This window comes from Variovorax sp. YR634 (assembly GCF_900106655.1).
Lineage (GTDB): Bacteria > Pseudomonadota > Gammaproteobacteria > Burkholderiales > Burkholderiaceae_C > Variovorax.
Map to the genome: position 1 here is coordinate 18,577 of NZ_FNOL01000013.1, position 25,359 is coordinate 43,935.

Sequence of the window (25,359 nt, forward strand, 5' to 3'; positions counted from 1 at the left end):
ATCTTGCGTGCGGGTGTTACTCTACCCACATATCTATAGTCAAGGTCGAAGGAGATGGTCATGGCAACCGCTGATGCACGGGAGCGATTTGAGCCGGTGCACGATGCGCATGCGATAGAGCAGTTGATCGCTTCGATTCAGTTTGAGCAACCTCATTCTGATGAGTCCATGCGAGCGGCTTTGGATGCCATGGCGCAGTTCGAGCCGGATTTGCCAGGCGTTCAGGACATTCGCGGCGTTGGCTTTCAGATCGGATTGGCGGGACTTGTCCCGATCCCCCCTTCAAGCAACGGAACTATTCGCTTTCTCACGGATGGCCGAGGTGCAATCATTAAAGAGCTGCGCGTTGAACGGCAGTCCTTAGCATTCCGCACGCAGGCTTACACTCGATGGGACTCGGTGTGGGCTGAGGCCCAACGTTATTTTTCTGTGTTGCTTCCCGTGCTGGGCGCTGTCAACGTTGCGTCGTTTGCGCTGCAGTACATCGACAAGTTCATTTGGATGGGGGACTCATCCCGTTGCCGTCCGCATACCTTGATTGCACCGGCATCGCCCTACATCTCTCCCCAGGTCCTGACATCCGAGGATTTGTGGCATTGCCACTCCGGACAGTTCCGGGGTGTCTCGGGGGATGTGAAACGGCTGGAAGCGATTGATGTGGATTGTGTTGACGAGGTCGGTGATGTACGGCAAGCGCCTCAACAAACAAGACGCGTCGTCCGAATCGCTACGGCTATCACTGACTTGTTCAATCAACCTGGTTACGAGCGCCGAGAACTGAGCGGCGGGGCAGCCGTGGACGCAGCGGCTCACTCGTTCCCGGTATTGCATGGCGAACTAAAACGTGTATTCTCCGAAATAATTAGTCACGAATACGCAGTTCGCGTAGGGATGATTCCAAATGATGCTTAGAAGCACGTCAGATTACAGGTTCTCATTGGCCGCTTTTGCGGCTACTTGTTTGGTGGGTACAAGTCCCGTCTACGCCGACGTGAGTTCGTATGGACGGGTGAATCGCGATCAGTTTCGACTGCCCCGTGATGGAAATATGTACTGGCAGGGGGGTAGCACGGATGGTCAGGTGTTCCTTTATGTCGAGGAACCTCTCGTTGACACGGCGGCAGTTCGCGAGACGACCGAACAAGAGCATCTTATTGCTACCATCCGGCGTTTTGAGGAAGCTGGTGCCAACTGGGACGGAGAGGGTGCACTAGCACCTGACGTGAAGTCGGTGCGCGCCGCCGGAGACTTCGTGTGCCAACTCCCTGCGGGTGCGGAGATGCCGGAGCCGTTGCTTCATGCAACTGGGCGAGCAGGTCTGTCTTGGAGTTCAGAGGGCTACTACGGCGAACTCGAGTTTTTGCAGGATGGCGTCATCGCTTACTACGTTGCGCGTGGCAAGGATAAGCACAAGGGTGTGCTAACACTCGCGGCGCGTTCTATCCCCCCCGCACTTGAGGCATTGCTTCCCATCTGAGATGAATGGTGTGCAGAGTTGCGCGGATCTGGACCGCGCAACCGAAGGTCTTCCGGACAGAGTTGGCTCGTTTGCCGACGCAAAACCAAGCTGCGCTTGTGAGCAGGAGACCCTTTCAGAGTATTCACCTGGATTGGTTCAAGACGAGGAGACCATCATTCGAATGGTCTGTGTGCCGATGCACGTTCACTCGAAAAGGGCTGAGCTCAAATCTAGCTTTTTCTCTCACGTCGCAACATTCGGCGCGTCCGTGCAACGCTTGGAATTCGCATCCGATGGAGAGCTCATCGGATGCGTAGAAGCTTTGGTCGGTGGCGGCGAAGATCGTATGTGGCTAGGCTACGTGGAAGCACCAGCGAGCTTGATCCGAAGCGTTCAGTTGGGCGATGGAGATACACAGAGCTTCTGTGTCGCAGATGCGGCGCTGCCTGAGAATCCGGCGCACGCTGAAATCCACTGCGCACAACGAATTCCAGAAGCGGATCATGTTGAGTATCGCGCTGAGCTACTGAGGGTGTTCAATGAACGTGGTGTCCTGCACCGTCGATCAATCCGCGGTGGCGACGTCTGGAATGGTGTGAGAGAGGAACTGAGGCTTAGACCACTTCCGCAGCAATGGGCAGCCCTTGCCTGAGTTCCAAGACGTTTGTGCTAACTAAGTCCTTTGCGCGTTGATATTCGGGACCTGTCGTAGATCTTCGCGGTCGTCTTGCTGTCGGCATGCAGCTCGGGTAGCGCTCCGTATTGCGCCTTGTGCTGCGTCGTGTAGTAGGCCCGCAGGTCGTGGAACGTGAATCGCCTCGGGATGATCTTGTCCTCCAGCGCCTTCGCCATCGCACGCTGCCACGTTGACGCGAAACCGTCATCGGTATAGGGGTTGCCGTCGCGCGTCGTGAAGACGTGCAGGCACTCATCGGGCCGCGGCAGCGCGCGCAGTCGCCGAATCAGATCTTCCATGCCGGCAGTGATCGACACGCTCTCAACGCGCGTCGCTCCGCCATGCTGCTTCGCGCGCATTAATCGAATCGTGTTGGCCTCGCTGTCGATTTGAGGCAGCGTGAGATGCAAGAACTCGATGCGACGTGAGCCCACCATCGCAGCAAACTCCGCCATCAAGCCGATCACCTGGCGCTGCGGCCCTTGTGTGTTGAGCCACGCGAGGAACGCCGCGAACGTCTCGGGCTACAGACGACGACCGCGATAGCTACGTCAAGAGCGAAAGCGATCCGATCCTTGATGCGCGTGACGGCGTGCCCGCTGTGCAGGCCGCGCGGCGCAAGGGCGGGGGCGGCGACGACACGATCAAGATGAAGAAGTTTCGCGACAGCGTGCTTCATCTGCTCGGCGGGAGCCTGCATGGGGCGCCGCTGTTCATGCGCTCGGACAACGGGCCCGAATTCGTCAGCCAGGCCATCCTGGAGTGGATCGCGCACGCCGGCATCGCCACCGTGCTCAACGACCCGGGCAAGCCTTGGCAGAACGGCACCGACGAGAGCTTCAACGGCAAATTCCGTGATGAGTGCCTGTCCATCGAGTGGTTCCGCTCGCGCCGCGAAGCCGCCGTCCTGATCGAAGCCTGGCGCAATCACTACAACGAGGTACGTCCCCACAGCAGCCTGCAATACTTGACCCCGGCGGAGTTCAAACTCGAACTCCGCAAAGAACTGCAACCCGCCGTCTTCTAGGAAAAACTGTCTCGATTAAACCGAGCAGGTCAGAACTGCGTGAGGGCTACGAAGGGGAACTGCGTGTAGCCCTCAGGCAGTGCATATCTCTCACGCATGCAGTGGTGCCATCGGAGAAGAGAATTTTTGAGTGAGTGCAGTTAGGAGGAGCCAGCATTTTTTTGCTTGCTGCTATTCTTCTGAAGAAGGCGTGAAACCGCGTTACTCAATTCTTTTTCATCACTCAATGCACTCTGGACTCGCTCGACAAAACTAGCGAGCACGACCCGAATGCTGGTGGCAAGTTCTAGGCAGACAGCATCTGAATCTGCATGCAGACCCTCGCTTAATGCAGAGTGCAGTAGCGTCAGAGGATTGTGGCCGTTTATCAGTAGCGCTGGAGGAATACCAATTTTCACGGTATCGACTGCCGCTGAGAATTGCGTTTCTTTTCGCGCCGCAGCCAGTTCGGCGAGCAGTTCGGGGGTCCCGCCGACTTTTTCAGCGACGCGAATTATCTCGTCGATGATGGCTCCTTTTCGATCTTCCACAACGCGCCTGTAATAGGCGAAGGCTGCGATTCCAAGACCTTGGTTCTCTGCACGCAGACCTTTGAAATAGAGGTCACGATCTGAGCCGACCAGCGTTGCAACACGCGCAGGTGTGGGTGGCCCAAACGGCGGGTGTTCGGCTAGCTTCATCAGGCTAGCAAGTCCTGTTGAAGGTTCCTCTGGAACCCTTACGGTAAGAGCGAATGTTTTGCGCGAGCCCCCGCAATTCTTGCAAAAGTAATAGATATACACGTCATTGGGCTGGCGCTGTGGCGAGATGTATAGCGTTGGAGCTTTCGTGTGATGAAACAGCCTGCGACCCGAGCAGATATCAGAAGAGCAATGGAGCATGATCTGCGGCAGTGCGAGCACGAGGTCGCCATTTGAGTATGCGAAGGCCTCTTTGACGGACTTCTGGGCTGCCGGGGGTACATCTTCGAAGAACTCCTTCAAGGAGATTGCAGGTTCTTCTTTACTGGCTTCTGTAGCAGACGTCATCACGATTCCCATGTTTCCGATCTCCAAGATTGTGCCGTGTGCCCCGGTTTTAGTAGTGCGAATGTTCGCGAAACCAAGCGAGCGAAGCGTGGACCTAGCCGGAATGGCGACGTGTAAGTGACACGAGCGCCATGGTCGCCACGCTGTCGCGTCGACACAGCTTGCGGCGGCAGAGAGGGGGCAAAGCCGTCGGCAGCGGTCTTTAGCCGGGGGGCGTGCGCTTGAAATAGTCGCTGCCGAGGGCGCAGGCGATGCCGGTCGCATCAACCTTCGAGACGATGGTGCGGATGGGTTCGGAATCGCTGTCTGCCTGCTCTTCCTTGGTCACCGGAATGCACCACCAAACCTGTCGCCAATATTGCCGATAGCCGTGCTCCTGCTGGCCCTCGATTCGCAGCCCCCGTGTTTGATCTTCTTCACATGCGCGTAGTCCACGAAGGCAACTACCTCGGTCGGGTCTGTCCTGCTTCGGTACAGGTGCGCTTCCGCGTGCGGGTAGCTGCGGCCCGCATCCCCGAAACACAGCCAGCCGCGAACCGGATGGGCTTTCGCCTGGCCTTCGGGCAGCGGTTCGCCGGATTGGTAGAGGATGTGAATGTCACATTGCACTGTATAAATATACAGTAATATGTACTCATGGAAAACGTGCCCGCAACCCTCTGGATTGCTGCCTGCGCGCACCGGCTGCAGCAGCAATGGCATACGGTCGACCCTCTCCAGTTGGAGGAAGTCGCGCGCGACCTTTGGTGCGACGAACGTCTGCGAGCGATGCCGCCGGACGAGGCGGCTGTCGATTGGTTGAAGCCGATATGCACCGCGCAGTGAAGATGCAGGACGCCGTTGATTGGTGCTACGGACCGCCGGAAGATTTGCTGACTCCCTAGGAGGTGCCATGGAAACGCTCGTCGGCACGGCCTCATGGACCGATAAGACCCTTCTCGACTGCGGGCGCTTCTATCCGAAGGAGGCGAAGACGCCCAAGGCGCGACTTCGACACTACTCCTCGATTTTTCCGCTGGTGGAGGTCGATAGCAGCTACTACGCGATGCCCTCGGAAGCGAATGCGCGCCGCTGGGCCGAGCGAACGCCCGAGAGCTTCATGTTCAATGTGAAGGCGTTCCGGCTGTTCACTGGGCACGTGACGCAAGCAGAGGTGCTCCCGGCCGACCTGTGCCTGCAGCTCGGGACGCATCGGCGGATCTATTACAAGGATGTGGGCGAGGATCTGAAGGCGGAGCTGTGGCAGCGCTTCGAGTCCTCGTTAGAGCCGCTGCGGTCAGCCCGGAAACTGGGGTTGATCCACTTTCAGTTCCCGCCCTCTGGGACCTGTGCGCGTCGGCCCGTGCAGCACGTCGAGCAGTGCGTCGCGCGCTTGCCAGAGGACACGCTGAGCATCGAGTTCCGGCATGAAAGCTGGTGGGAGAGCCCGAAGCGCTCGGCCGATACGCTCGCCTGGCTGCGCGACATCGGCGCTGTGCATACCGTCGTGGACGGGCCGCAAGGGGCCGTCAACAGCGTGCGGGCGGTGTGGGAGTCCACGCACCCCGACTACGCCCTTCTGCGGCTCCATGGGCGCAATGTGCTCACCTATAACGCGAAGGTGCAATCGGCGGCCGAGCGCTTCGATTCCGACTATCTCGATGACGAGCTGGCCGAGTTGGCGGGCGAGGCCGTTCGCCTAGCATTCAAAGTTAAGCGCATGCACGTCATCTTCAACAACTGCCACGAGGACAAGGGGCAGCGAAATGGGATTTATTTTTCCAAGCTGTTGGCCGCACATCCGGCAGGGTGATCCCTCTTCGGATTGAAGTCAGGCGATATTGATCGCATCTCTCGGGTATGTTCTTGTTGTGTTTTCTTGAAAGATTGCACGAGGCAAAGAAACGTGTTCAGAACGCCAGAAGCCAAGCCATAGCGTTCCTATTGAGGTAAATCAAGTAATAAACCGGAACAAGGCCAATGATTAAAGGGCCATAGTTTTCGGTAAAGGCTGGCCTCATTGTCATGGCTTTAAAGTAGATGATTGCCAATCGAGAGATTATGTGCCCGCGAATCTGGACATATTGCCTTTCCTGCCCTTGTAACGAATGACGATTGCTAGGAGGGTAAATTACAGCGTGGGGATTGAACCAGCTAGGCGCGTAAAGGAATTTCAATAATTGACGTTGCCCTTGCAGCCTTAGGAAATTTATCATCAATAGCCCACTTTGATGTCGGGGGTACGTTAGCCCGAACATATGGCTAATCTTAGTAGCTACCTTTGCGGCTAGCCACGACAAGAATGACGGTGGTCGCGGCCCGGGGCCACCAAATAGCTTGATGCGAATTACGCTAGATTTAAGGCCATCATCGTTAGGGATGAGCCTAAAATCATGCTGAGAAATGCCGGCCAGACGATGGCCCAATTCATCCATAAACACGGCATCTAAAACCTTTCTATAAGATTTTGCGCCATCTTCGACAAAGTATTGGTAAGTGCGAAGGTAGTAGTAGAGCCAAATAACCCAGCCAAAATGAAGAATGGCAGCTTCATTGTTGAATTGTATGGTTGCGCCGACTAATGAAATTCCTTGAATTTTGGCTTCTGCGTAGTAGAAAAAGCTGAGCAACCCAGTCACTATCAGAAGTTTATTTTGTGCTGCCGCCTTTTGATCTTTTCCGTCCATATCCAGCCAAGCGCTCCTGTATAGTTATATCTGCCTATATCCGGCCTCATAGGCATGAGGCGACAGCCGTAGTTTGAAATCACTGCTAACACGGCAGTGGGTGCGGTGGTACCACGAGGAAGCAGTTAAGCGATAGAGAACGTGAGAACATGGCATTTGCCATGATATCCATCGACTAAGTGGTTGTCGAAACGAGAGTTTTTGCTCTCACACTCTCCGCCAGAATTGATTCTTGTAAATTTTGAAGTCCCGCGCAGTCTATGCGACGGGACTTTTCATTGGGACATCGTCACCACTTCGGCTTAGCTGCCATTCACCGGCGCGAGCGCATGTCAGTTACGTGGGGAGATAAGGCGGCCTACGGCCGTTCGCCACCCGTGGTTGTGGATGACTCGAGCCTCGTGAAGAGAGCCATCAAGAATTTCTTTCTTGGAGAGCATCGAAACGTTCTCCCAGTCACTTTTAAGGACATACGTCGCGTTGCCTAAGCGATGGCTCTCGAGGACATAGATCCCTCGCTGAGTGAAACCGAAGACAACATAGTCGGTGAAGCCGCCGACGCCAACAGCGATAAGGTCGGGTTCATATCGCGTAATCGTCCGGATTCGATCTTCTACAACTGGTCGGGCCGTGTCTGGCAGATCAGAGAGAAATTTTGCCAATTCTCTTTTGGCTCGCTCAAATGGATAGGTGCCTGATGGAAGAACCTTCCAGTTGAGCCGTCGGATTTGGAGCCGCTCATTTGGCTGCAGATCTTTGCCTACCATTTCGAATCGGCCAAAGATTTCCAAGAACAGATTTACGATGTGCAAAATCTGTTCAGCAGTCACCGACGACAAAGAAAGCGAGCGCGATGCGACTACAGGGCCTTGAGTGGCCTGTAAGACCGTTAGATATTCACTCGGCGGTGGTACTTGGTCTTTTTGATAAACTTTTCGCGTAATTACGCGGATGCCTGAATGTGGGTTGCCATGCCAATCATTCCAAGAGCTATGAACGGTAAAGGTCTCATCTACTTTTGGTAGATCCTTGCGTACGACGAGGCGGCCATTGGCGTTGAAGTCTGTAAACCGACCGCTTGGTGGCGGGGTGAGAGATTCACCTTCAACAGCAGGTGTTGAAAATCCCAAGGCATTGATGACATTTGTATCGCGTTCGATTAGAAAAATTAACCTGAATTCTCCCAGTCTGGTCATCTCCTTTTCATAGGCAGCCAAGCTTCTCACACTCTTTGATGTAGCCATCGTCCCTCTCTCCTTGTGCTTAGTCCAAATGACCTTTTTCGAATGTCGCGGGTTTGTGACGCGGCTGCCGCGGGAGGATTACGCCTGTTTAATCCCATCGAATCGAGGGGAAAAACCCTCTAATACCACAAACATGGGATGTAGGAGCCAGCACAGCAATGAGGCGCGCTTGGACTGGCTTGGGGCGCAGAAAGGGCTCTCAAACAGGTGGGAACGGCGCCGCGCAACACCGCGCAAGTCTGAGGTTGAAAGGGACCGTATATTCCCGCCGGTGCCTCGGGAGCCCGCATGGATGTTGGTTTCGGGCATGGATTGAAAATCCGCGTGTCGGTGGTTCGATTCCGCCCCAGGGCCACCACTCTTCTAAGCCCTTGATTCTTAACGGAATCAGGGGCTTTTCAGTTTGTGGCGCCTCGCTATCCGCTTGATTTGGTACACCAAGCAGGTACACCGTGGCATCTACGCTTCATAGAATCGGCGGCGCATCAACTGTTCGCCGACGCTCGTTCATGGCCCAGCCGTTCAAGTCCCCGACTGGGATCTATCAATTGCGCCGCAAGGTGCCGCCCGAGTTGCGATCTGCGCTGGGCCACGAGTACAAGAGATCGCTAAAGACCCGCGATCCATCCGAAGCGAAGACAAGATTTGCCGAGGAGTGGGCGAGATCGGACGACGCTTTTGCGCTTGCTCGGGCTCAATCAGAAGGTCTTGACGCACTGGGTGAGCGAGACATCCAGCAGCTGGCCGCGCGATGGTTTCGGACCGAGGCGCAGAAGCTTGAAGCGTCAGGTAACTTCGTTGATTGGCTGTTTGAAGCCGAGACATGGATCAATGAACTGGGTGATCAGTACGTCGAACACACTCGGCTTCCGTCTTCGGCGGCGTCTTCGCTAAGTTCGGGCTCTCCAATCACGGCGCTCGCTCAAATGCCAGGGCACGGTCCTTGCATACGCTGGACCCTGCGCTCGCTCAAGAGCTGCAGATGTTTGACACGATGGTGTGCGACGACGGCGGTCAGGAGCAGGCCGATTTCATGTTTAAGGGTGAGAGCCCCCGTCGCGTGGTGTTCGTGCACGCCAAGGGCAACGACAACTCGATGAGCGTGAGTGCCATGCAGATCGTTGGTCGTCAGGCGATGGCGTCTCTTGCCTTCATAGCACGCGGCGCGCGGCTCCAGGATCGCTCCGGCTGGTGGGCATCGCCCTGGTCGACGGATGATCATCGGCAGGTTCCGCATCGCATCCTGAGATCCTCGAGCCCGAATCTCGCAGCCACTTGGGCAGAGATCAAACGCAGCATCCAGTCAGCCCAGTACCCCAAGGAGATCTGGATCTTTGCCGGCCGGACGCTCAGCAAAGCCGAACTTGTCCGACAGCTCACCCGCCCTGTAGGACCGACTCCGTTGTCACTGCAGATGGCTTATTTTCTAGCTACGCTCCAGACATCGGCAGCACGTGCCAACGTTGCGATGCGAATCTTTTGTTCCAACTGATACTTCGCGCGTTTGCCGGCAGATCACGAGCGCTTCGGGGTTAGGGATTGGTCACCAGGACGCTGTGCCGATCTGGCGACCGGTCAGGTCGCATGCCGTAGCCGCCGGCCGCTGCTGGGACCGCTGACTGTCGATCTGCGGGAGCGTGAGGTGCAGGAACTCAATGCGCCGTGACCCGCCCATCGCGGCGAACTCCGCCATCAGCCCGATGACCGAGCGCTGTGGTCCCTGAGTGTTGAGCCACGCGAGGAACGCTGCGAACGTCTCAGGCTCCGGTGCGCGGCCGTTCAAGGTTGCGCTTCACCTGCTTGCATGGGTTGACGTCGATGTCGCCGCGCTCTACGGCGACGGGCATCAGGTTGACCAGCAGCGCGACCTCGCGATTCGCGCGCACCGGCGCCGCAGCTCTTTCGACGCGCAGGAATCTCGCAATGTCTGCCAGCCGGAGCACGCGCGCCGACACCTTGCCCATCACCTCCAGCAGCTTCATGCTGTACTCGGTGTAGTCGCTCTTCGTGCGCTCGTCGAGTCGCGTCCATTGCGGCACGCGGCCGGTTCGTGCACCATTCATCGTTGTGGTCAGCCGTCGATAGCACCCTGCGCGGCGTGCAGAGACCGACGATGAGAAGCGCGACCTAAGCTCTTAGAGTCGCGCCTTGGCCTCCAGTTCGGCCACGAACACGTCGATCCCTGCGGCGCCCTGCCCAACACTTATCACGCCAGGATTTTGCATCCCTCTTTCGAGGCTGCTCATCTATGAGCGATCAATATAGCTGCGGTGCTCGAACTCTTCATGCGAGATGCCACGAACCTTGCGCAGCGTCTTGATAGCGTTCCCGATCACTCTTATGCGAGATCGATCGACTCAGCTTGATCTCAACTTCTTACGCGGTTTGTCGAGCACCTGAAAGAACTCAGACGGCTGGATCTCCAGGGTTACGATGATTTTGAGGATGTTGATAAGGGCGAGATTGTGCTCGCCTCGCTCTATGCCGCCAATGTAACTGCGGTCAATTCCACACGCGTCACCAAATGCCTCCTGGGAATAACCCAGTTCCTTTCGGCGCTCGCGTACCGCCTCGCCAAAAAGCACGAGCTCTGGCACTTTCTTCCTGCGAACTGAAACCCCATTCACCATGTGGAGATCGTCAGTTTTAAAGGAATAAAGCACCACGGGATAAAATATCACGGGATATAGTTACCTAAGCGGAAGGCGAGCCAGATGTCTATGAGATTGCTCCCGTCGCCACTGCCGACTGCGCGACCGATACGACTACCCGCTTCTGCGTTGCCCGCAAAGCTGAGGCGATCAGCACCTGTGGTGCGCAGCGCGTCTGCGTCGCGCATCGGTGCGCAGGTGAGGGCGCTTCGCATGGCGGCGGAGATGTCTGGCGGTGCGTTGGCGCAAGCCTCGGGGATTTCTGCCTCGATGCTTTCTCGCATCGAGCGCGGTTTGGTCTCGCCGTCAGTGGAGACACTGGAGCGCCTCGCGCAGGGGCTTCATGTGCCGACGTCGCGCTTCTTCAGCGACCAGGCGCGCCGCACGGACTTCTGCCATGTGCGGGCTGGCCGTGGTGTTCTTGTCGACCGCATCGGCGCCGTGGCGGACTACCGCTACGAACTGCTGGGCCACCTGCTGTCGGGCAACCTGTTCGTCGAGCCCTACTTGGTCACGCTGCTGCCGGGTGCCGACCCCTACGTGACCTTCCAGCACCCGGGCCTGAAGTTCCTGTACTTCCTGTCCGGGGAGGTCAGCTACCGCTATGCTGGCAAGACGGTCGAGGTGGGGGCAGGGGACTCGCTGCTGTTCGATGCGACTGCGCTGCATGGCATCGATACCATTCATTCGGGGCCTGTTTCGTACCTCTCGGTGGTTTTCACGCTGCGCGAGTAGGCTGCTCGCGGCGACGCTGTCGTGTTGTGGAGCGAGGTGGATGTCTAACCAACTGATCGCCCGCGCATTCGCTATGTGCCGTATTCCCCTTCCACTCATCCTTCCCTCAATGTTCGGCATGCCGAACATTGAGGAAGCTTTGAACGGCTATCGACTAAGCGCGAGCAGTCTGGAATTGGCAGTTGCAGGGGAACATTGAAATTTCGAGAGCAGAGTCCTTGCGCGGTGTTGAGGGCAGGCCTAGTCTGCCCTCAGACATTGTTTACTCAACGGCGTTGCAATGGTCAAAACCTCCCGATCAAGCTGCGTGATCAGTACCCGGTTGTCGTCCGATACGAGGACGCGGTTTGCCGCGCTGGCCGCGCGGCATCAGCTCAGCGCGTCGGATCTGCTGGCGAAGATGGTCGACGAAGTGCTCAAGACCAATGGCGCAATCTCGCTCGGGTCGGATGGACAACGGTCCGCACGCGATTCAGAGAGTGGCCTTGGCGTAACGGATCTCATCACACTGCGACTTCGTCCCGGCGACCGGATGCTGGCCGCAAAGCGGGCCGATGCTCGTGAGATGAAGACCAGCAGTTACCTGACCATGCTGGTCCACAACCATGTTCGGCGCTCGGCGGTGCTGCCTCCGAAAGAGCTGGATCAGCTCCGAGTGACCTGCGCGCAGCTGGCCGCGCTCGGGCGGCAGCTTCGAAGGTTCGGCATGCCGAACACTTTGGCGGAGCCAGTGGCATTGGACCTGGGCGATGCGATCGCGCTGGCACGGCGGGAAGTCGAGGTGGCACGCGAAGCCACAGCGGCCGTCGTGCGCCGGAACCTCATCAGCTGGGAGACCGGCATCGAGACGGACCATGCCTGAGCAGGCTGTGCGCTCGGGCCGAAGCAGCCGCGGCTCGGCTGGTGCATCGCGCGACATGGCCTTGGACATCGTGAGCTATGGCCGGCGGGGGCCCAGCGGCACCCTGCGCTTCGGCGCCGACCAGATCGCGCAGATCCAGCGCACGGTGGGTCGCACGCCCGAGGTGATAGTGAAGGTCTCCGGCGGTGGGCGGGATGTTGGCGGGGTGGGAGCGCACCTGCGCTACATCGGCCGGCATGGCAAGCTGCCGACGGAAACCGACGAGGGACTGATGCTGCAGGGCCGAGGCGCCGCCAGGGAGATCACGGCCGACTGGCAACTGGACCTTTGCAGAAGCCAGTACAAGCCCAAGCCGGCCGAGGGGCAGAAGGACCCTCGGGCCAAGCTCGTTCACAACATCGTGCTGTCGATGCCGGCCGGCACGCCGCCGCAGAAGGTGCTGGCCGCGGCCCGCTTGTTCGCGCGCGAGAACTTCGCGCTGCGGTATCGCTATGCCATGGTGCTGCACACCGACCAGTCGCACCCGCACGTGCACCTGGTGGTCAAGTGCGAGCACGAGTTCGAGCCCGGCCAGCGCCTGCACATCCGCAAGGACACGCTGCGGCAATGGCGCGAACAGTTCGCCGCGCTGATGCGCGAGCAGGGCGTGGCGGCCAATGCGACGCCGCGCCAGGTGCGAGGGCAGATCCGCAAGCCGTACAGAGACGCGATCCATCATCGGCTCCGTGCGCTTCGGGCGTTCTGGCAACTGCCGATCGGCGAGCGGACCCAGCGGAGGATGCCGAAGACTTCAACCTTCGTGCGCGCCAAGCTGGAGAGCGTGCTCCAGGTTCTCAGGTCTGGGTGGGGCACCTTGGATGCTGGCCTGAAGGCGATGCAGGGGACCCGGCAGGAGGTGGCGGCGGATTGGCGCGCAACGGCGAATGCACTTCGAAGGCAGGGCGAAGGTGATCTGGCTGCCCAGGTGGATCGTTTCGTCGCGCGCATGCCGGAGGTACAGACCGATGCGCAACGAATGGCTGGCCGCTGGAAAGAGCAAGCCAGAAACCGGGCGCCAGAACGCACGCTCACCGATTTGCAGAGGTCGCAAGTCCGATGAACACGTGAGAGGTCGTGATTGCCTTGCCGGCAGCATCGACAACGTTGCGCAGACGGTCGAGGAGCCGAGTGCGTTTGCATGGGGCAAGAAGCTGGTCGAATGCCACCCGTTCCTGACAGGGCGACTCGGGCCTGGCCGGCGATTGTTCGAAAGCTGTTCGGCCGGTGAAGAGAAAAGGCTCGGTTGGGGGGGCTGAGGGCCGCTGTTGATACGCGAGCTCCTGCAGGCCTAGTAGATTTGGCAGTTGTCTAAAGTCGAGCCTCGTCGCACGCTCGGCAGAAGTTCGTGCTGAAGACGATCTTGAGAGGGAGGGCTGCGATGTCGAAGCAGCGCGGATGGCGTTGTCTGCGGTTTTTTCGATTGCGCCCCAGCTGTGGAACCAGACGCGCTCCGCCAAAAACGGCACCGTCGCGCAGATCGAGCAGCTGGTGCACATCGCGCGCGAGTTCGGCCGGCCGACGGCGACGGCGCAGCAGGCGCGCGAGATCTCGAAGATCGGCGTGTTCTACAAGACCACCGAAGAGTCGCTGCTGGCAAACGGTTTCGCCCCGAACCGCAACGGTGCCAACCAGGGGTTCCTGCGCAAGGCCGTATGACTCCTCCTCGACGCCGTTTCGCATGGCCTTCGCTATGAGCGTGGGAACGCAAATCACCGCGGCCTGTCGACTGGCGATGGCCTCGTGGCACGCCTTGGTTCTTGAGCGTCCACCCGGACGGATGGCCCGCTACCTCGACGAGGTAGAGGTGCGTGCCCAGGGTCTTCCTGCTCGGCCGTTCGTAGATCGTCAGGATCTGCACGTCAGCCTGGGCGGCGGCGCCACCGCTGGCGGCATCGGTGCGGCGCCAGTACGGCCGATGTAAAGAAGTGAACAGTCTACGAACAGCGGGCTGAACACACTGACGCGCAAACCCGGCGGGCATCGGAGCGTGGCCTGATACTGCACAACAAACAGCTCGTCACCATATTGGATGTAGCCGCTTGCCAGCGGCTATGGATCGATTGAGCGGGCGCTGCTGCTGCCTCGGTCCACGCGGTGGTCGTGGTGGCCGCGGCGCTTGCGCTCGGTCCGGGCTTTCTCCAGCGTCTCCTGGCTTTTCTTCGCAGCCGCCTCGCAGCGCTCGTGCAGCGCAATCAACTCCCTGTCCGTGAGCTTCTCGATGCCTATGAAGTCATCCTCCGCGTTGGAGGAGCGGATCAGTTCGTCCAGCTTGGTCTGCAAGGCGACACCGTCGCGGTTCTGGGTGTTCTGAATGAGAAAGACCATCAGGAAGGTGACGATGGTGGTGCCCGTGTTGATCACAAGCTGCCACGTTTCCGAAAAGCCGAAGAACGGCCCCGAAGCCGCCCAGGCCACGACCACGGCCACGCAGATCAGAAAGGCGGCCGGGCTGCCGGCCATGCGGGCGAAGGTGTTGGCGAAGGAGTCGAAGAGTCGTTCCATGGGTTTGCCTGTGTCTTCCGATGCGCTCGGCGATGCCTGCACCGCCGAACGCTTTATCTGCCCGGAAGAACGCCGGGCATTTCGCTGGGAGCGCTCTGCGCGGGCGGCATCATCTCTGCCGGGATTTCGAAGCGTTTCTGGAGTGCATGGAAGTACGCAAGCGCGCCAAGCAGCACGACGATGACCGCCACAACGCCCCATGCCGATACGCGGCGGCTGTCGTCACGCTCGTCGCTTCCCGCCTGCTGCTTCATGCTCAGGGCTCCTTCTGTCGCCCCGATCTACTTTTTCATCGCCTTGATCTCGGCCTTGCCCTTCTCTTCGTCCGCCTTGGCCTGCTTCATGCACGCAGACTTGGCGTCGCCCTTCTGGTCGTCGCACTTTTCCTTTGCGATGCTGTAGGCAACGTCCACCTTGGCTTCCGCCACCTTGCGAGCGTTGCCGTCACTGGGCTTGAGCTTCTGGTCCAACTCGGCCTTGGCGATCTTTTCCTTGCCCTTGGCCTCTTCGACGCAGACGTCCTTGGCGTTGTCCTTCATGGCGTCGCAGGCCGCACGGTCGGCCTTGTAGTCGGCCGCAATTTTGTCGCGACCGGCCTTGAGTTCGGCAATGGCCGGATCGACGGTCGCCGCCGGAGGCGGGTTCATCTGCGCGTGGGCCGAGAGCACCGTGAGGCACGACGCGACGGCGCAGGTCCATATGAGTTTCTGCATGGTCATCTCCTTTGGGCACCGTGTTCGTTGCACAAGGATGTCCGGTGCCTGGAGTCCAGACTAGAAACCATGGGCGATGCGTCGATAGGACGCTGCGCGAACTGGCCGTAAGCGCATGCCGACGCCGTCGGGATAGGGCTTGCCCGGCTATGCGCCTTCGCCCAGCACCAGTTGCGTCTGTGTGACGACCGCGCACAGCTTGCCGTCGGCATTGGTTACCGAGGTTTGCCACACATGCGTGGTGCGCCCGCGATGCAGCGCCACGCAGGTGCCCGTGACCGTCGTGCCGAGGCGCGCGCCCGCGATGAACTTGGTGCTCGAATCGGTGGTCGTCGTGCGCTTGCCTTCGGGCAGGTTGGCGATGGTGCCGACCGCACCCAGCGTGTCGGCGAAGGCCATGTAGGCACCGCCGTGCAAGATGCCGCCAGCGGTGCACAGGTCTTGCCGCACCTCCATCTGCGCGACCACGCGGTCGGGTGCGAGTTCGGTGAGCCGTACGCCCAGCAGGCCGGGGAAGATCGCGTCCAGCAGTTTCTGGATCGCGGCGATGTCGTGCATGGATGTCTCCTTGGCTTTTGGGGAGGTTCCATACTAAATAAACGCCATGGCCGCTGTGCGATGTTCGGTCAGGCCCTTCGCTTGAACATCGCGGAAGCCCCGCTGGCCTGCGCCACATCGTCGGCCGACGCGAGCAGCGCCGGCCCCAGTTCGAGCATGCGTTCCTCTGTCAGCCGCACCAGTGGCCCTGCGATGGTGATGACGCCGATCACCGCGCCGTTGCCGCTGCGCACCGGCGCGGCCATGGCAGTCATTGCCGGCGCGAACACCTCGCTGATCATCGCGAAGCCGCGCTTGCGTGCCGCGCGCAGATACGCCAGCAGCGCTTTCACTGTGGTCGGCGCCTTCGGGCCGTAGTCCTCGGGCTTGCCGAAGCCCTGCTTCGCCACGAGTTGCAGCGCTTGCTCGTCCGTCATTGTCGACAGCCAGGCGTGGCCGGCGGAGCTGCAGGAGAGGTTCACCGAAAGGCCCATGTCCGGGTCGTAGCGCAGGCCGCGCGTTGCACCCTGCGCCTTGGCGACGAAGGTGAGCTCGTCGCCGTCGACCACCGCCAGCCGCACCAGTTCGCCCGATTCGGCGGCGAGCCGGTCGAGCAGCGGCTGCGCCACGTCGACGATACCGCTGTTGCTGAGAAAGCTCAGGCCGAGCGACACCAGCTTGATGGTGAGCATGTAGTCGCCATGGCTCTGGTCCTGCCGCACATAGCCGCAGCGGATGAGCTCGGTCAGCAGGCGGTGCGTGGCGCTCAGCGGCATTTCCAGTTCGGCCGACAGTGCCGACAGCGCGCGGCCTTCGGGGTGGCCGGCCAGGTGTTCGAGGACCTTGAAGCTGCGTTCGAGTATGGCTGTCATGACGTCACTCTAGCGCTTTTGCCAAGTGTTTTCACTAGTGGAAATATTTTCCAATTCCGCCCTAAGATCGCGCCGCCCTTGCACCTTCACACAGTTGGAGATCACATCTTGAGAACGCTTCATCGCCAGCTGGCAGCGGCCGGCCTGACCCTCGCCCTGGCCATTCCCGCGTTCGCGCAGGGCGCGCAGGACCGTGTGATCCGCTTCGGTCATCTCAACAACGCAGACCATCCGGTGAGCTTCGGCGTGAAGCGTTTTGCCGAACTGCTCGCGGCCAAGAGCGGCGGCAAGATGAAGGTGCAGGAGTTTCCGGCCTCGCAGCTGGGCAACGAGATGCAGCAGCAGTCGGCGCTGCAGGGCGGCGTGCAGCAGATGTCGGCACCGGCCACCACGTCGCTCGCGGGCATCGTCAAGGAGTTCGGCCTTGTCGACTTCCCGTTCGCGGTGGGCAGCTTTGCGCAGGCCGATGCGCTGCTCGACGGCCCGCTGGGCCAGGCGTTGATCGCGAAGCTGCCGGAGAAGGGGCTGGTGGCGCTGGGCTATTGGGACCTGGGCTTTCGCAACGTCACCAACAGCAAGCGGCCCATCACCAGGCCCGAGGACCTCGAAGGCCTGAAGATCCGCGTCATTCCGAACCCCGTGTTCCTCGAAACCTTCAAGGCCTTCAAGGCCAACCCGGTGCCGATGCCTTTCGCCGAGCTGTACGGAGCGCTCGAGTCGAAGGCGGTCGATGGCCAGGAGAACCCGTACGCGGTGATCCTGTCGAACAAGTTCTACGAGGTGCAGAAGTTCGTGAGTGCCACGAACCATGTGTATGCGGCCAACATCGTGCTGGTCAGCAAGAAGTTCTGGGACTCGCTGAGCCCCGCCGAGCAGAAGATGATGCGCGAGGCCGCCGACGAAGCGCGCGGCTATCAGCGCCAGGTGAGCCGCGCCGCCGCGCAGCGCGCCGTAGGCGACTTGCAGGCCAAGGGGGCGCAGTTCAACGAGCTCGCGCCCGCCGAGCAGGCCCGCATGCGGCAGATTGCCAAGCCTGTCACCGAGCGTTTCGCCGCGAGCTATGACCCCGCCATCGTCAAGCTCTACACCGACGAACTCGCGCGCATCCGCAAGCAGTAAGACCTCCGACCGAAGGCGCCTCATGAAGATCCTCGTCCTGCACGGCCCCAACCTCAACCTGTTCGGCCGCCGCGAACCCCACATCTACGGCAAGACCACGCTGGCCGAAATCAATGCGCAGCTGCAGCAGCTCGCCACCGAACTCGGTGTGACGCTGGAAATCCTCCAGTCGAACCACGAAGGCGACCTGATCGACTTTTTGCACACCCACATCGACGAGGCTCAGGGTGCGCTGGTCAACCCGGCCGGCCTCACGCAGCACGGCGTGCCGCTGCACGACGCGATCAAGGCGATGCCGTTCCCCATCATCGAGGTGCACATGTCCAACATCGCCGCGCGCGAGACATGGCGCGCGCATTCGATCATCTCGCCGGCGGTGAAGGGCACGGTTCAGGGCCTGGGCCCGCAGTCTTACCTGGCTGCGCTGCGCGCGCTGGTCGAGATGCACAGGCAGGCCGCGCCGGCCTGAACGCAGAGCATGGCCATGAACCGATGGATCGACCGGTGCTGCGCCGGCATCGAAGCCCTGATCGCAGCCGCGCTTGCGGTCATGGTCGTGCTGGTCTTCGGCAACGTGGTGCTGCGCTACGGCTTCAATTCGGGCATCACCCTGTCCGAGGAAGTCTCGCGCTGGCTCTTCATCTGGATGACCTTTCTCGGCGCGGTCGTCGCGCTGAAGGAGCATGGCCACCTGGGCGTCGACATGGTGGTGCAGAAGCTGCCGCCCATCGGCAAGAAGATCTGCCTTGCGATAGGGCACGTGGTGATGCTCTACATCGTGTGGCTGCTGTTCCAGGGCAGCACGGCGCAGACGCGCATCAACTGGGACGTGACCGCGCCGGTCACCGGTGCCTCGATGGCGGTGGTGTACCTGTCGGGCGTGGTGTTCTCGGTGCTGGCCGCGTTCATCCTCGTGCTCGACCTGCTGCGCCTGCTCACAGGGCGCATTGCCGAGAGCGATCTGGTGATGGTGCAGGAGTCCGAAGAAGCGGTGCAGCTGCAGCAGATCCTCGGTTCGCACGACAGCACCGCTCAAGGGGATGCACAACAGGGAGCACGCAAGTGACCATCGTCGTCTTCGTGGGCTCGCTGCTCCTGGCCATGGCGATGGGCATTCCCATCGCGTTCTCGCTGCTGGCCAGCGGCGTCGCGCTGATGTGGCACCTCGACCTGTTCGACGCGCAGATCCTTGCGCAGAACGTGATCGGCGGCGCCGACAGCTTTCCGCTGCTGGCCGTGCCGTTCTTCATGCTGGCCGGCGAGATCATGAACGTGGGCGGCCTCTCCAAGCGCATCGTCGACTTCGCGCTCGCGCTGGTCGGCCATGTGAAAGGCGGCCTCGGCTACGTGACCATCATGGCGGGCTGCCTGCTCTCCGCGCTCTCGGGGTCGGCCGTGGCCGACGCCGCCGCGCTGACGGCGCTGCTGCTGCCGATGATGGTCAAGGCGGGCCACGACAAGGCGCGCGCGGGCGGGCTCATCGCGGCCACCGGCGTGATCGGCCCGGTGATCCCGCCGAGCATCGGGCTCGTGATCTTCGGCGTGGCGGCCAACGTCTCGATCTCCAAGCTGTTCCTCGCGGCCATCGTGCCGGGCCTGCTGATCGGCGGCGCGCTGTGGATCACCTGGGCCTGGCTGGTGCGGCGCGAGAAGATCGTGCCTCCGCCGCGCAAGTCGGGCGGCGAAATCTTCACCGCGTTCCGCAAGGCGCTGTGGGCGCTGATGCTGCCGGTGATCATCCTCGTAGGTCTGCGCATGGGCGTGTTCACGCCGACCGAGGCGGCCGTGGTGGCCGCCGTCTATGCGCTTTTCGTGTCGACCGTCGTCTATCGCGAGCTGAGCTGGAAGGACCTCTACACGGTGTTCGTGGGGGCGGCCAAGACCAGCGCCATCGTGATGTTCCTGATCGCCGCGGCCATGGTGAGCGCGTGGCTCATCACGGTAGCCGACCTGCCTTCGAAGGTGGTGGGTCTGCTGCAGCCCTTCATGGGCAACCAGATCCTGCTGATGATCGCGATCATGGTGCTCGTGATGATCGTGGGCACCGCGATGGACATGACGCCGACGATCCTGATCCTCACACCCGTGCTGATGCCCATCGTGAAGGCCGCGGGCATCGACCCGGTCTACTTCGGCGTGCTCTTCATCATCAACAACTCGATCGGCCTGGTCACGCCGCCGGTGGGCACGGTCCTCAACGTGGTGGCCGGCGTCGGAAAGATCTCGATGGACGACGTCACGCGCGGCGTGGTGCCTTTCATGATCGCCGAGTTCGCCGTCATGTTCCTGATGGTGCTGTTCCCGTGGCTGGTGACGGGGCCGGCCAGGCTGTTCCACGGATAGACACATACATACAAGGAGACGTTGCCATGAAGAAGCCTTCGATGCTGAAACTGCTGGTCGCCGCCGTTGCGTTGTTCGCCATGTGCGGCGCCGGTGCGCAGGTCAGGGAGCGGACGCTCAAGTTCGCGTTCCAGAACCAGACCGGCCATCCGCAGGCGCAGGGCGCGCAGAAGTTCGCCGACCTCGTGGCCGCCAAGTCGGGCGGCAAGATCACCGTCAAGCTGTTCGCGGGCGGCGCGCTCGGCGGCGATCTTCAGACCGTGTCGGCGCTGCAGGGCGGCACGGTCGAACTCACGGTGCTGAACGCGGGCATTCTCTCGGCGCAGGTCAAGGAGTTCGCGGCCTACGACTTTCCGTTCCTGTTCAACAGTGGCAAGGAGGCCGATGCGGTCACCGACGGACCCTTCGGCCAGAAGCTGATGGCCAGGCTGGAAGACAAGGGCCTGCATGGCCTGGGCTACTGGGATCTGGGCTTTCGCAACCTCACCAACAGCAAGCGGCCGATCGTGAAGGCGGACGACATCGCGGGGCTGAAGATCCGCGTGATCCAGTCGCCGATCTACATCGACCTGTTCAGTGCGCTGGGCGCCAATGCCACTCCGCTGCCGTTCCCCGAGCTGTATCCCGCTCTCGACCAGAAGGCGGTCGACGGGCAGGAGAACCCGAACACCACCATCCTGTCGTCCAAGTTCGCCGAGGTGCAGAAGTACATCACCCAGACCCGGCACATCTACAACCCGCAGGCGCTGCTGATCAGCAGGAAGACCTGGGACGGCATGAGCGCGGAAGAGAAGAAGATCATCACCGAGGCGTCGGCCGAATCGACCGCGTTCCAGCGCGAGGCCTCGCGCGGCGCCGCCGACAGCGCGCTCGATGCATTGAAGAAGGCGGGCATGACCGTGTCGGAGCTGCCGCCCGAGGAGATGGCGAAGCTGCGCACGAAGGTGAAGCCGGTCATCGACAAGTACTCGGCCTCGGTCGGCGAGGCCACCGTGAAAGAGCTGATGGCCGAGATCGACAAGGCGCGCAAATAGGCGGGGGTACGGCCAGACGGGCGAGGCGCCTCAGCCGGTCGTTGCGCGCCGCAGCGCCGCGCGCGCCAGCAGGCGCGTCGAGTCGAGTGTCGGGAGTGCCGAGTTGCCGTCGTTCAGCACCAGTGGCAGTTCGGTGCAGCCCAGCGCCACTGCATCGCAGCCGCGCGCCTTCAGGCCTTCGATCATCTGCTGCAGCACCGCGGTGGACTCGGGCCGGACCACGCCGCGCACCAGTTCGTCCATGATGATGCGGCCAAGCGTTGCACGCTCATCGGCATCAGGCCGCACGGCTTCCAGCCCGGCGGCCGACAGCGCCTGCGGGTAGACCTCGCTGTCGACCAGCCAGCGCGTGCCCAGCACGCCCACGCGGCGAAAGCCCCGCGACACCGCCTCTGCTGCAGCCACTTCGGCAATGTGGAGCCACGGCAGCGGCGACTGCGGCAGCACCTGATGCATCGCCTGGTGGATCGTGTTGTCGGGGCAGATCAGAAAGTCGGCGCCAGATGCCGCGAGCTTGCCCGCCGACGACAGCATCAGTTGCGCGACGCCGTCGACATCGCCGCGATCGAGGTAGTCCACATAGCTGGCGAGCGAGTGCGTGTGCATCGAAACCTCGGGGTGCGCGTGGGCCCGGCCCATGTGCTGGGCGCCTTCGACGCACAGCGTGCGATAGCAGAGTGCCGCGCCTTCGGCCGAGCAGCCGACGATGCCGATGTGCAGTGGCATGGAAGAAATCTCCGAAAGGGAAACAGCAGGGCGAACGATGTTCTCACGGCCTTCGCGACACTGCCATGCCCGCATGGCGGTCGAGCCGCAGCGTCATCAGCGTTGCGATGGCCATCAGCAGGCCGACCACGTACCAGGCGTGGTGGAAGTCCGCGAGCTGCACCGCCGGCGCGCCGCGCAGCGCCTTCGAAGCGCCGAGCACCATCGCGCCCAGCGCGACGCCGAGCGCGAGCGAGACCTGCTGCAGCATCGTGCCGAGCGTGCTTGCGCCGGCGCGGGATTCGTCGGGCACGTCGGCAAAGGCGAGCGTGTTGATGGCCGTGAAGTTCATCGAGCGCGCCATGCCTGCCACGAAGAGCAGCACGCACACCCACGGCAGCGGGTCGCCCGGTGACAGCAGCCCGCAGCCGAACAGCGTGGCGGCGCAGATCGCGCCGTTCACCGTCAGCACATTGCGAAAGCCGAAACGCCGCAGCACCGCCGTGGTGGCGCTCTTCATCACGAGGTTGCCGCCCATGTAAACCAGCAGCATCGAGCCCGCCTGGAACGCGTTCATGCCGAAGCCGATCTGGAACATCAGCGGCAGCAAAAAGGGCGAGGCGTTGATCGCGATGCGCGAGACGAAGCCGGCCGTCGCGGTGGCCAGCGCATAAGTCGGCACAGCCAGCGCGCGCAGGTCGAGCAGGGGCGCCGTCGTGCGTCGCGCATGGCGCACTGCGGCGGCTGCCGCCACGGCGCCGACGGCCAGCAGGCCAAGGGTGGTGGCCGAGCCCGGCTGCGAGCCGCCCAGGCGCGTGAGGCCTTCGACCAGCGCGGCCAGCGCAACGGCGGTGAGCACGAAGCCGATTGCATCGAAGCGCGTCGGGGCCACGTCGGTGCGGCGCGGGAACAGCCGCATGATCAGCCACAGGCCCACGAGGCCCAGCGGCACGTTCAGCAGGAAGATCCAGCGCCACGACGCGTGCGTTGCGATGAGCCCGCCCAGCGGCGGGCCGATCACCGGCGCGATGAGCCCCGGCCAGGTGATGGTGCCGATGGCCTCTATCAGCCGGTGCTTCGGCGTTTCGCGCAGCACCACGAGCCGCCCCACCGGCGACATGAAGGCCGCGGCCGCGCCCTGCAGCACGCGCGCCGCAACGAACACCTCGAAGGTGGGCGCCAGCCCGCAGGCGAGCGAGGCCATGGTGAAGGTGCCGACCGCGAGCGCAAACACCCGCCGCGCCCCGAAGCGCCCGGCGCACCAGCCCGCCGCCGGCACCAGCGCCGCCATAGCGATCAGGTAGACCGTGACGCCCAGGCTCGCGTCCAGCGCGCCCATGCCGAAGCCGGCTCCGATGGCCGGCAGGGCGGTGACGATGATGGTGGCGTCCAGCGTCTCCATGAAGAAGGCGGCCGCCACCGTGAGCGCGATGCGCTTGGAGGCGCTGTCCGTGGCCGCTGCCGGCTGGGCGTTGTCGTTCATGCGGCAAGTCTGACATCGTTGAATGAGGGCTAGGGTTTTCCCCGAGATGTTGATCCGGTGGATCGGACGGGCGTTGCCCGCGCCATCCGGATCGTCGGCGGGTCGCGGTTCGCACGCTCACCAAAAGGTCCATCAAATCAAGGACTTAGCGCGCGGTGCGACCGGTGCCGTGCGTGGCATGTCGATTGCTGAACCACGAGGCCGGCCGCGCGCCCCGCTGCGGAGCCTGGCCACGAAATTGGAGACAACCCGATGAGCCACCCCGTGGAACACACCACCGCACCCAAGCCCTTCTACAAATCCCTGTATTTCCAGGTCATCACGGCCATCGTGCTCGGGGTGCTGCTGGGGCATTTCTACCCCGACACCGGCGCTTCGATGAAGCCGCTGGGCGACGGCTTCATCAAGCTGATAAAGATGATCATCGCGCCGATCATCTTCTGCACGGTGGTGGTGGGCATCGCCGGCATGGAAGACATGAAGAAGGTTGGCAAGACCGGCGGCCTGGCGCTGCTGTACTTCGAGGTCGTGAGCAGCATCGCACTGGTGGTGGGTCTGGTCATCATCAACATCGTGAAGCCCGGCGCGGGCATGAACGTCGACGTGAGCCAGCTCGACACCAAGAGCATTGCGGCCTACACCGGCCCGGGCAAGATGCAGAGCACCACCGACTTCCTGCTCAACATCATCCCGAACACGGTGGTCGATGCCTTCGCCAAGGGCGAGATCCTGCAGGTGCTGCTGATCGCGGTGATGTTCGGCTTTGCGCTGCACAAGTTCGGCGGCCGCGGCACGCTGGTGTTCGACGTGATCGAGAAGGGCTCGCACGTGCTCTTCGTGATCGTCGGCTACATCATGAAGGTCGCGCCCATCGGCGCCTTCGGCGCCATGGCCTTCACCATCGGCAAGTACGGCGTGAGCTCGCTGCTGCAGCTGGGCCAGCTGATGGCCACCTTCTATGCCACCTGCCTGTTCTTCATCTTCGTGGTGCTGGGGCTCATAGCGAGGTTCCACGGCTTCAGCATCTGGAAGTTCATCAAGTACATCAAGGAAGAACTGCTGATCGTGCTGGGTACCTCGTCGAGCGAGTCGGTGCTGCCGCGCATGATGGCCAAGCTGGAGAACCTGGGCGCGAAGAAGTCGGTGGTCGGGCTGGTGGTGCCTACGGGCTACTCGTTCAACCTCGACGGCACCTCGATCTACCTGACGATGGCGGCGGTGTTCATCGCGCAGGCGACCAACACCGACATGACGCTGACGCAGCAGCTCACGCTGCTGGCCGTGCTGCTGCTCACTTCGAAGGGCGCGGCCGGTGTCACGGGCAGCGGCTTCATCGTGCTGGCGGCCACGCTGTCGGCCGTGGGCCATGTGCCGGTGGCGGGGCTCGCGCTCATCCTGGGCATCGACCGCTTCATGTCGGAAGCTCGCGCGCTCACCAACCTGATCGGCAACGGCGTGGCCACCATCGTGGTCGCCAAGTGGACCGGCGACCTCGACACCGTGCGCATGCATCAGCACCTGGACCAGGAGAGCACGGTGGAAGCCGACGAGCCCGAGCGCGTGCTCGACGCAACCGAAGCGCACATGCCTGCCAGCCCGGCACGGCAGGCCTGACCCTTTCCTTGCCGGCCCCGCGAAAGCGGGGCGGCGCAGGGCCATCGGGC

General features: G+C 61.6%; 31 protein-coding genes and 3 pseudogenes. 16 read left to right on the forward strand and 18 right to left on the reverse strand.

The window, feature by feature from the left end:
• Window positions 1-60: 60 nt before the first annotated feature.
• Both BLV60_RS20835 and BLV60_RS20840 read left to right on the forward strand, forming a co-directional pair.
• The gene (locus BLV60_RS20835) at window positions 61-912 is read left to right on the forward strand and encodes a TIGR04255 family protein (protein ID WP_176928850.1); all 852 of its coding nucleotides are present in this window, start codon (window positions 61-63) and stop codon (window positions 910-912) included.
• A gap of 97 nt (window positions 913-1,009) precedes the next feature.
• Window positions 1,010-1,477 carry a hypothetical protein gene (locus BLV60_RS20840; RefSeq protein ID WP_176928851.1) on the forward strand — a complete coding sequence of 156 codons (468 nt, stop codon included), beginning with the start codon at window positions 1,010-1,012 and terminating at the stop codon, window positions 1,475-1,477.
• 651 nt (window positions 1,478-2,128) lie between these two features.
• Here the strand turns inward: BLV60_RS20840 and BLV60_RS20845 are convergent.
• Window positions 2,129-2,602: a site-specific integrase gene (locus BLV60_RS20845; RefSeq protein WP_143042616.1), complete on the reverse strand. Its 474-nt coding sequence runs from the start codon at window positions 2,600-2,602 to the stop codon at window positions 2,129-2,131.
• 224 nt (window positions 2,603-2,826) lie between these two features.
• Here BLV60_RS20845 and BLV60_RS20850 point away from each other — a divergent pair.
• Window positions 2,827-3,162: pseudogene (locus BLV60_RS20850) on the forward strand (integrase core domain-containing protein); the annotation flags it as partial.
• A 140-nt stretch (window positions 3,163-3,302) separates the two neighbouring features.
• Here the strand turns inward: BLV60_RS20850 and BLV60_RS34130 are convergent.
• From BLV60_RS34130 to BLV60_RS34450, 3 genes are all read right to left on the reverse strand, one after another.
• Complete coding sequence (locus BLV60_RS34130) at window positions 3,303-4,202, reverse strand: hypothetical protein (protein WP_143042617.1); 900 nt, start codon at window positions 4,200-4,202, stop codon at window positions 3,303-3,305.
• A 190-nt stretch (window positions 4,203-4,392) separates the two neighbouring features.
• A complete protein-coding gene (locus BLV60_RS34680; RefSeq protein ID WP_256329387.1) occupies window positions 4,393-4,518 on the reverse strand; it encodes a hypothetical protein in 126 nt (41 codons plus the stop codon).
• Window positions 4,515-4,892 (reverse strand): hypothetical protein, encoded by a 378-nt coding sequence (locus tag BLV60_RS34450; protein ID WP_176928852.1) that lies wholly within the window; start codon window positions 4,890-4,892, stop codon window positions 4,515-4,517. Before BLV60_RS34450 ends, BLV60_RS34680 begins: the two co-directional genes overlap by 4 nt.
• A gap of 190 nt (window positions 4,893-5,082) precedes the next feature.
• On the opposite strand from BLV60_RS34450, the gene BLV60_RS20870 reads away from it, so the two are divergent.
• A complete protein-coding gene (locus BLV60_RS20870) occupies window positions 5,083-5,982 on the forward strand; it encodes a DUF72 domain-containing protein (RefSeq protein ID WP_093057194.1) in 900 nt (299 codons plus the stop codon).
• A 97-nt stretch (window positions 5,983-6,079) separates the two neighbouring features.
• Here BLV60_RS20870 and BLV60_RS34135 read toward each other — a convergent pair whose 3' ends face one another.
• A complete protein-coding gene (locus tag BLV60_RS34135) occupies window positions 6,080-6,856 on the reverse strand; it encodes a hypothetical protein (RefSeq protein WP_143042618.1) in 777 nt (258 codons plus the stop codon).
• 332 nt (window positions 6,857-7,188) lie between these two features.
• On the reverse strand, window positions 7,189-8,100 hold the full coding sequence (locus tag BLV60_RS34140; protein WP_143042619.1) for a hypothetical protein: 912 nt from the start codon (window positions 8,098-8,100) through the stop codon (window positions 7,189-7,191).
• Between the two features lie 509 nt (window positions 8,101-8,609).
• Between BLV60_RS34140 and BLV60_RS34865 the strand changes: the two genes are divergently transcribed.
• Both BLV60_RS34865 and BLV60_RS20880 read left to right on the forward strand, forming a co-directional pair.
• Window positions 8,610-9,200 (forward strand): DUF6538 domain-containing protein, encoded by a 591-nt coding sequence (locus tag BLV60_RS34865; RefSeq protein WP_371127390.1) that lies wholly within the window; start codon window positions 8,610-8,612, stop codon window positions 9,198-9,200.
• Complete coding sequence (locus BLV60_RS20880; RefSeq protein ID WP_143042620.1) at window positions 9,083-9,592, forward strand: hypothetical protein; 510 nt, start codon at window positions 9,083-9,085, stop codon at window positions 9,590-9,592. Before BLV60_RS34865 ends, BLV60_RS20880 begins: the two co-directional genes overlap by 118 nt.
• Window positions 9,593-9,643: 51 nt before the next feature.
• Here BLV60_RS20880 and BLV60_RS20885 read toward each other — a convergent pair whose 3' ends face one another.
• The 4 genes from BLV60_RS20885 to BLV60_RS34455 form a co-directional block, all read right to left on the reverse strand.
• On the reverse strand, window positions 9,644-9,883 hold the full coding sequence (locus BLV60_RS20885; RefSeq protein ID WP_093057197.1) for a hypothetical protein: 240 nt from the start codon (window positions 9,881-9,883) through the stop codon (window positions 9,644-9,646).
• A complete protein-coding gene (locus tag BLV60_RS20890) occupies window positions 9,858-10,163 on the reverse strand; it encodes a hypothetical protein (RefSeq protein ID WP_093057198.1) in 306 nt (101 codons plus the stop codon). The genes BLV60_RS20885 and BLV60_RS20890 overlap by 26 nt, the downstream gene beginning before the upstream one ends.
• 294 nt (window positions 10,164-10,457) lie before the next feature.
• Window positions 10,458-10,781 (reverse strand): helix-turn-helix domain-containing protein, encoded by a 324-nt coding sequence (locus BLV60_RS20900; RefSeq protein WP_371127391.1) that lies wholly within the window; start codon window positions 10,779-10,781, stop codon window positions 10,458-10,460.
• A complete protein-coding gene (locus BLV60_RS34455) occupies window positions 10,778-10,939 on the reverse strand; it encodes a hypothetical protein (RefSeq protein ID WP_176928849.1) in 162 nt (53 codons plus the stop codon). The genes BLV60_RS20900 and BLV60_RS34455 overlap by 4 nt, the downstream gene beginning before the upstream one ends.
• Here BLV60_RS34455 and BLV60_RS20905 point away from each other — a divergent pair.
• The 4 genes and pseudogenes from BLV60_RS20905 to BLV60_RS20920 all read left to right on the forward strand — a co-directional run.
• On the forward strand, window positions 10,914-11,486 hold the full coding sequence (locus BLV60_RS20905) for a helix-turn-helix domain-containing protein (RefSeq protein WP_093057322.1): 573 nt from the start codon (window positions 10,914-10,916) through the stop codon (window positions 11,484-11,486). The genes BLV60_RS34455 and BLV60_RS20905 overlap by 26 nt on opposite strands.
• Window positions 11,487-11,766: 280 nt before the next feature.
• Entirely contained in the window at window positions 11,767-12,348 is a 582-nt protein-coding gene (locus tag BLV60_RS34685) for a hypothetical protein (protein WP_256329391.1), read from the forward strand.
• A complete protein-coding gene (locus BLV60_RS20915; RefSeq protein WP_176928853.1) occupies window positions 12,341-13,447 on the forward strand; it encodes a relaxase/mobilization nuclease domain-containing protein in 1,107 nt (368 codons plus the stop codon). Before BLV60_RS34685 ends, BLV60_RS20915 begins: the two co-directional genes overlap by 8 nt.
• A gap of 371 nt (window positions 13,448-13,818) precedes the next feature.
• A pseudogene (locus BLV60_RS20920) lies at window positions 13,819-14,043 on the forward strand (3-keto-5-aminohexanoate cleavage protein); the annotation flags it as partial.
• Window positions 14,044-14,164: 121 nt separating this feature from the next.
• Here the strand turns inward: BLV60_RS20920 and BLV60_RS34870 are convergent.
• The 6 genes and pseudogenes from BLV60_RS34870 to BLV60_RS20950 form a co-directional block, all read right to left on the reverse strand.
• A pseudogene (locus tag BLV60_RS34870) lies at window positions 14,165-14,257 on the reverse strand (prephenate dehydratase); the annotation flags it as partial.
• A gap of 179 nt (window positions 14,258-14,436) precedes the next feature.
• Window positions 14,437-14,889 carry a low affinity iron permease family protein gene (locus BLV60_RS20930; RefSeq protein ID WP_093057200.1) on the reverse strand — a complete coding sequence of 151 codons (453 nt, stop codon included), beginning with the start codon at window positions 14,887-14,889 and terminating at the stop codon, window positions 14,437-14,439.
• Window positions 14,890-14,942: 53 nt separating this feature from the next.
• On the reverse strand, window positions 14,943-15,143 hold the full coding sequence (locus BLV60_RS20935) for a hypothetical protein (protein ID WP_093057201.1): 201 nt from the start codon (window positions 15,141-15,143) through the stop codon (window positions 14,943-14,945).
• A 27-nt stretch (window positions 15,144-15,170) separates the two neighbouring features.
• Window positions 15,171-15,602: a hypothetical protein gene (locus BLV60_RS20940; RefSeq protein ID WP_093057325.1), complete on the reverse strand. Its 432-nt coding sequence runs from the start codon at window positions 15,600-15,602 to the stop codon at window positions 15,171-15,173.
• 147 nt (window positions 15,603-15,749) lie between these two features.
• The gene (locus BLV60_RS20945) at window positions 15,750-16,160 is read right to left on the reverse strand and encodes a PaaI family thioesterase (protein ID WP_093057202.1); all 411 of its coding nucleotides are present in this window, start codon (window positions 16,158-16,160) and stop codon (window positions 15,750-15,752) included.
• Between the two features lie 68 nt (window positions 16,161-16,228).
• The gene (locus BLV60_RS20950; protein WP_093057203.1) at window positions 16,229-17,011 is read right to left on the reverse strand and encodes an IclR family transcriptional regulator; all 783 of its coding nucleotides are present in this window, start codon (window positions 17,009-17,011) and stop codon (window positions 16,229-16,231) included.
• A gap of 108 nt (window positions 17,012-17,119) precedes the next feature.
• On the opposite strand from BLV60_RS20950, the gene BLV60_RS20955 reads away from it, so the two are divergent.
• The 5 genes from BLV60_RS20955 to BLV60_RS20975 are packed head-to-tail and all read left to right on the forward strand — an operon-like array spanning window position 17,120 to window position 21,507.
• A complete protein-coding gene (locus BLV60_RS20955) occupies window positions 17,120-18,130 on the forward strand; it encodes a TRAP transporter substrate-binding protein (RefSeq protein WP_093057204.1) in 1,011 nt (336 codons plus the stop codon).
• A 22-nt stretch (window positions 18,131-18,152) separates the two neighbouring features.
• Entirely contained in the window at window positions 18,153-18,599 is a 447-nt protein-coding gene (locus tag BLV60_RS20960) for a type II 3-dehydroquinate dehydratase (protein WP_093057205.1), read from the forward strand.
• A gap of 15 nt (window positions 18,600-18,614) precedes the next feature.
• Entirely contained in the window at window positions 18,615-19,196 is a 582-nt protein-coding gene (locus BLV60_RS20965; protein ID WP_093057326.1) for a TRAP transporter small permease, read from the forward strand.
• Complete coding sequence (locus BLV60_RS20970) at window positions 19,193-20,473, forward strand: TRAP transporter large permease (RefSeq protein WP_093057206.1); 1,281 nt, start codon at window positions 19,193-19,195, stop codon at window positions 20,471-20,473. Before BLV60_RS20965 ends, BLV60_RS20970 begins: the two co-directional genes overlap by 4 nt.
• A gap of 26 nt (window positions 20,474-20,499) precedes the next feature.
• Window positions 20,500-21,507, forward strand: a complete 1,008-nt coding sequence (locus BLV60_RS20975; protein ID WP_093057207.1) for a TRAP transporter substrate-binding protein — start codon at window positions 20,500-20,502, stop codon at window positions 21,505-21,507.
• 30 nt (window positions 21,508-21,537) lie between these two features.
• Here the strand turns inward: BLV60_RS20975 and BLV60_RS20980 are convergent, their stop codons facing one another.
• Complete coding sequence (locus BLV60_RS20980) at window positions 21,538-22,233, reverse strand: aspartate/glutamate racemase family protein (RefSeq protein ID WP_093057208.1); 696 nt, start codon at window positions 22,231-22,233, stop codon at window positions 21,538-21,540.
• A 43-nt stretch (window positions 22,234-22,276) separates the two neighbouring features.
• On the reverse strand, window positions 22,277-23,695 hold the full coding sequence (locus BLV60_RS20985; protein ID WP_093057209.1) for an MFS transporter: 1,419 nt from the start codon (window positions 23,693-23,695) through the stop codon (window positions 22,277-22,279).
• A 252-nt stretch (window positions 23,696-23,947) separates the two neighbouring features.
• Here BLV60_RS20985 and BLV60_RS20990 point away from each other — a divergent pair, with 252 nt between their 5' ends.
• Window positions 23,948-25,309, forward strand: coding sequence for a dicarboxylate/amino acid:cation symporter (locus BLV60_RS20990; RefSeq protein ID WP_093057210.1), 1,362 nt, complete (start codon window positions 23,948-23,950; stop codon window positions 25,307-25,309).
• Window positions 25,310-25,359 lie beyond the last annotated feature (50 nt).

Bases quoted from the DNA above. Each gene is read 5' to 3' on its own strand.
- BLV60_RS20835 (WP_176928850.1), top strand. From the start codon at position 61: ATGGCAACCGCTGATGCACGGGAGCGATTTGAGCCGGTGCACGATGCG.
- BLV60_RS34130 (WP_143042617.1), bottom strand. From the start codon at position 4,202: ATGGGAATCGTGATGACGTCTGCTACAGAAGCCAGTAAAGAAGAACCT.
- BLV60_RS34450 (WP_176928852.1), bottom strand. From the start codon at position 4,892: ATGCCATTGCTGCTGCAGCCGGTGCGCGCAGGCAGCAATCCAGAGGGT.
- BLV60_RS20870 (WP_093057194.1), top strand. From the start codon at position 5,083: ATGGAAACGCTCGTCGGCACGGCCTCATGGACCGATAAGACCCTTCTC.
- BLV60_RS34135 (WP_143042618.1), bottom strand. From the start codon at position 6,856: ATGGACGGAAAAGATCAAAAGGCGGCAGCACAAAATAAACTTCTGATA.
- BLV60_RS34140 (WP_143042619.1), bottom strand. From the start codon at position 8,100: ATGGCTACATCAAAGAGTGTGAGAAGCTTGGCTGCCTATGAAAAGGAG.
- BLV60_RS34865 (WP_371127390.1), top strand. From the start codon at position 8,610: ATGGCCCAGCCGTTCAAGTCCCCGACTGGGATCTATCAATTGCGCCGC.
- BLV60_RS20880 (WP_143042620.1), top strand. From the start codon at position 9,083: ATGTTTGACACGATGGTGTGCGACGACGGCGGTCAGGAGCAGGCCGAT.
- BLV60_RS20890 (WP_093057198.1), bottom strand. From the start codon at position 10,163: ATGAATGGTGCACGAACCGGCCGCGTGCCGCAATGGACGCGACTCGAC.
- BLV60_RS34455 (WP_176928849.1), bottom strand. From the start codon at position 10,939: ATGCGCGACGCAGACGCGCTGCGCACCACAGGTGCTGATCGCCTCAGC.
- BLV60_RS34685 (WP_256329391.1), top strand. From the start codon at position 11,767: ATGGTCAAAACCTCCCGATCAAGCTGCGTGATCAGTACCCGGTTGTCG.
- BLV60_RS20915 (WP_176928853.1), top strand. From the start codon at position 12,341: ATGCCTGAGCAGGCTGTGCGCTCGGGCCGAAGCAGCCGCGGCTCGGCT.
- BLV60_RS20930 (WP_093057200.1), bottom strand. From the start codon at position 14,889: ATGGAACGACTCTTCGACTCCTTCGCCAACACCTTCGCCCGCATGGCC.
- BLV60_RS20935 (WP_093057201.1), bottom strand. From the start codon at position 15,143: ATGAAGCAGCAGGCGGGAAGCGACGAGCGTGACGACAGCCGCCGCGTA.
- BLV60_RS20940 (WP_093057325.1), bottom strand. From the start codon at position 15,602: ATGCAGAAACTCATATGGACCTGCGCCGTCGCGTCGTGCCTCACGGTG.
- BLV60_RS20945 (WP_093057202.1), bottom strand. From the start codon at position 16,160: ATGCACGACATCGCCGCGATCCAGAAACTGCTGGACGCGATCTTCCCC.
- BLV60_RS20950 (WP_093057203.1), bottom strand. From the start codon at position 17,011: ATGACAGCCATACTCGAACGCAGCTTCAAGGTCCTCGAACACCTGGCC.
- BLV60_RS20960 (WP_093057205.1), top strand. From the start codon at position 18,153: ATGAAGATCCTCGTCCTGCACGGCCCCAACCTCAACCTGTTCGGCCGC.
- BLV60_RS20965 (WP_093057326.1), top strand. From the start codon at position 18,615: ATGAACCGATGGATCGACCGGTGCTGCGCCGGCATCGAAGCCCTGATC.
- BLV60_RS20975 (WP_093057207.1), top strand. From the start codon at position 20,500: ATGAAGAAGCCTTCGATGCTGAAACTGCTGGTCGCCGCCGTTGCGTTG.
- BLV60_RS20980 (WP_093057208.1), bottom strand. From the start codon at position 22,233: ATGCCACTGCACATCGGCATCGTCGGCTGCTCGGCCGAAGGCGCGGCA.
- BLV60_RS20985 (WP_093057209.1), bottom strand. From the start codon at position 23,695: ATGAACGACAACGCCCAGCCGGCAGCGGCCACGGACAGCGCCTCCAAG.
- BLV60_RS20990 (WP_093057210.1), top strand. From the start codon at position 23,948: ATGAGCCACCCCGTGGAACACACCACCGCACCCAAGCCCTTCTACAAA.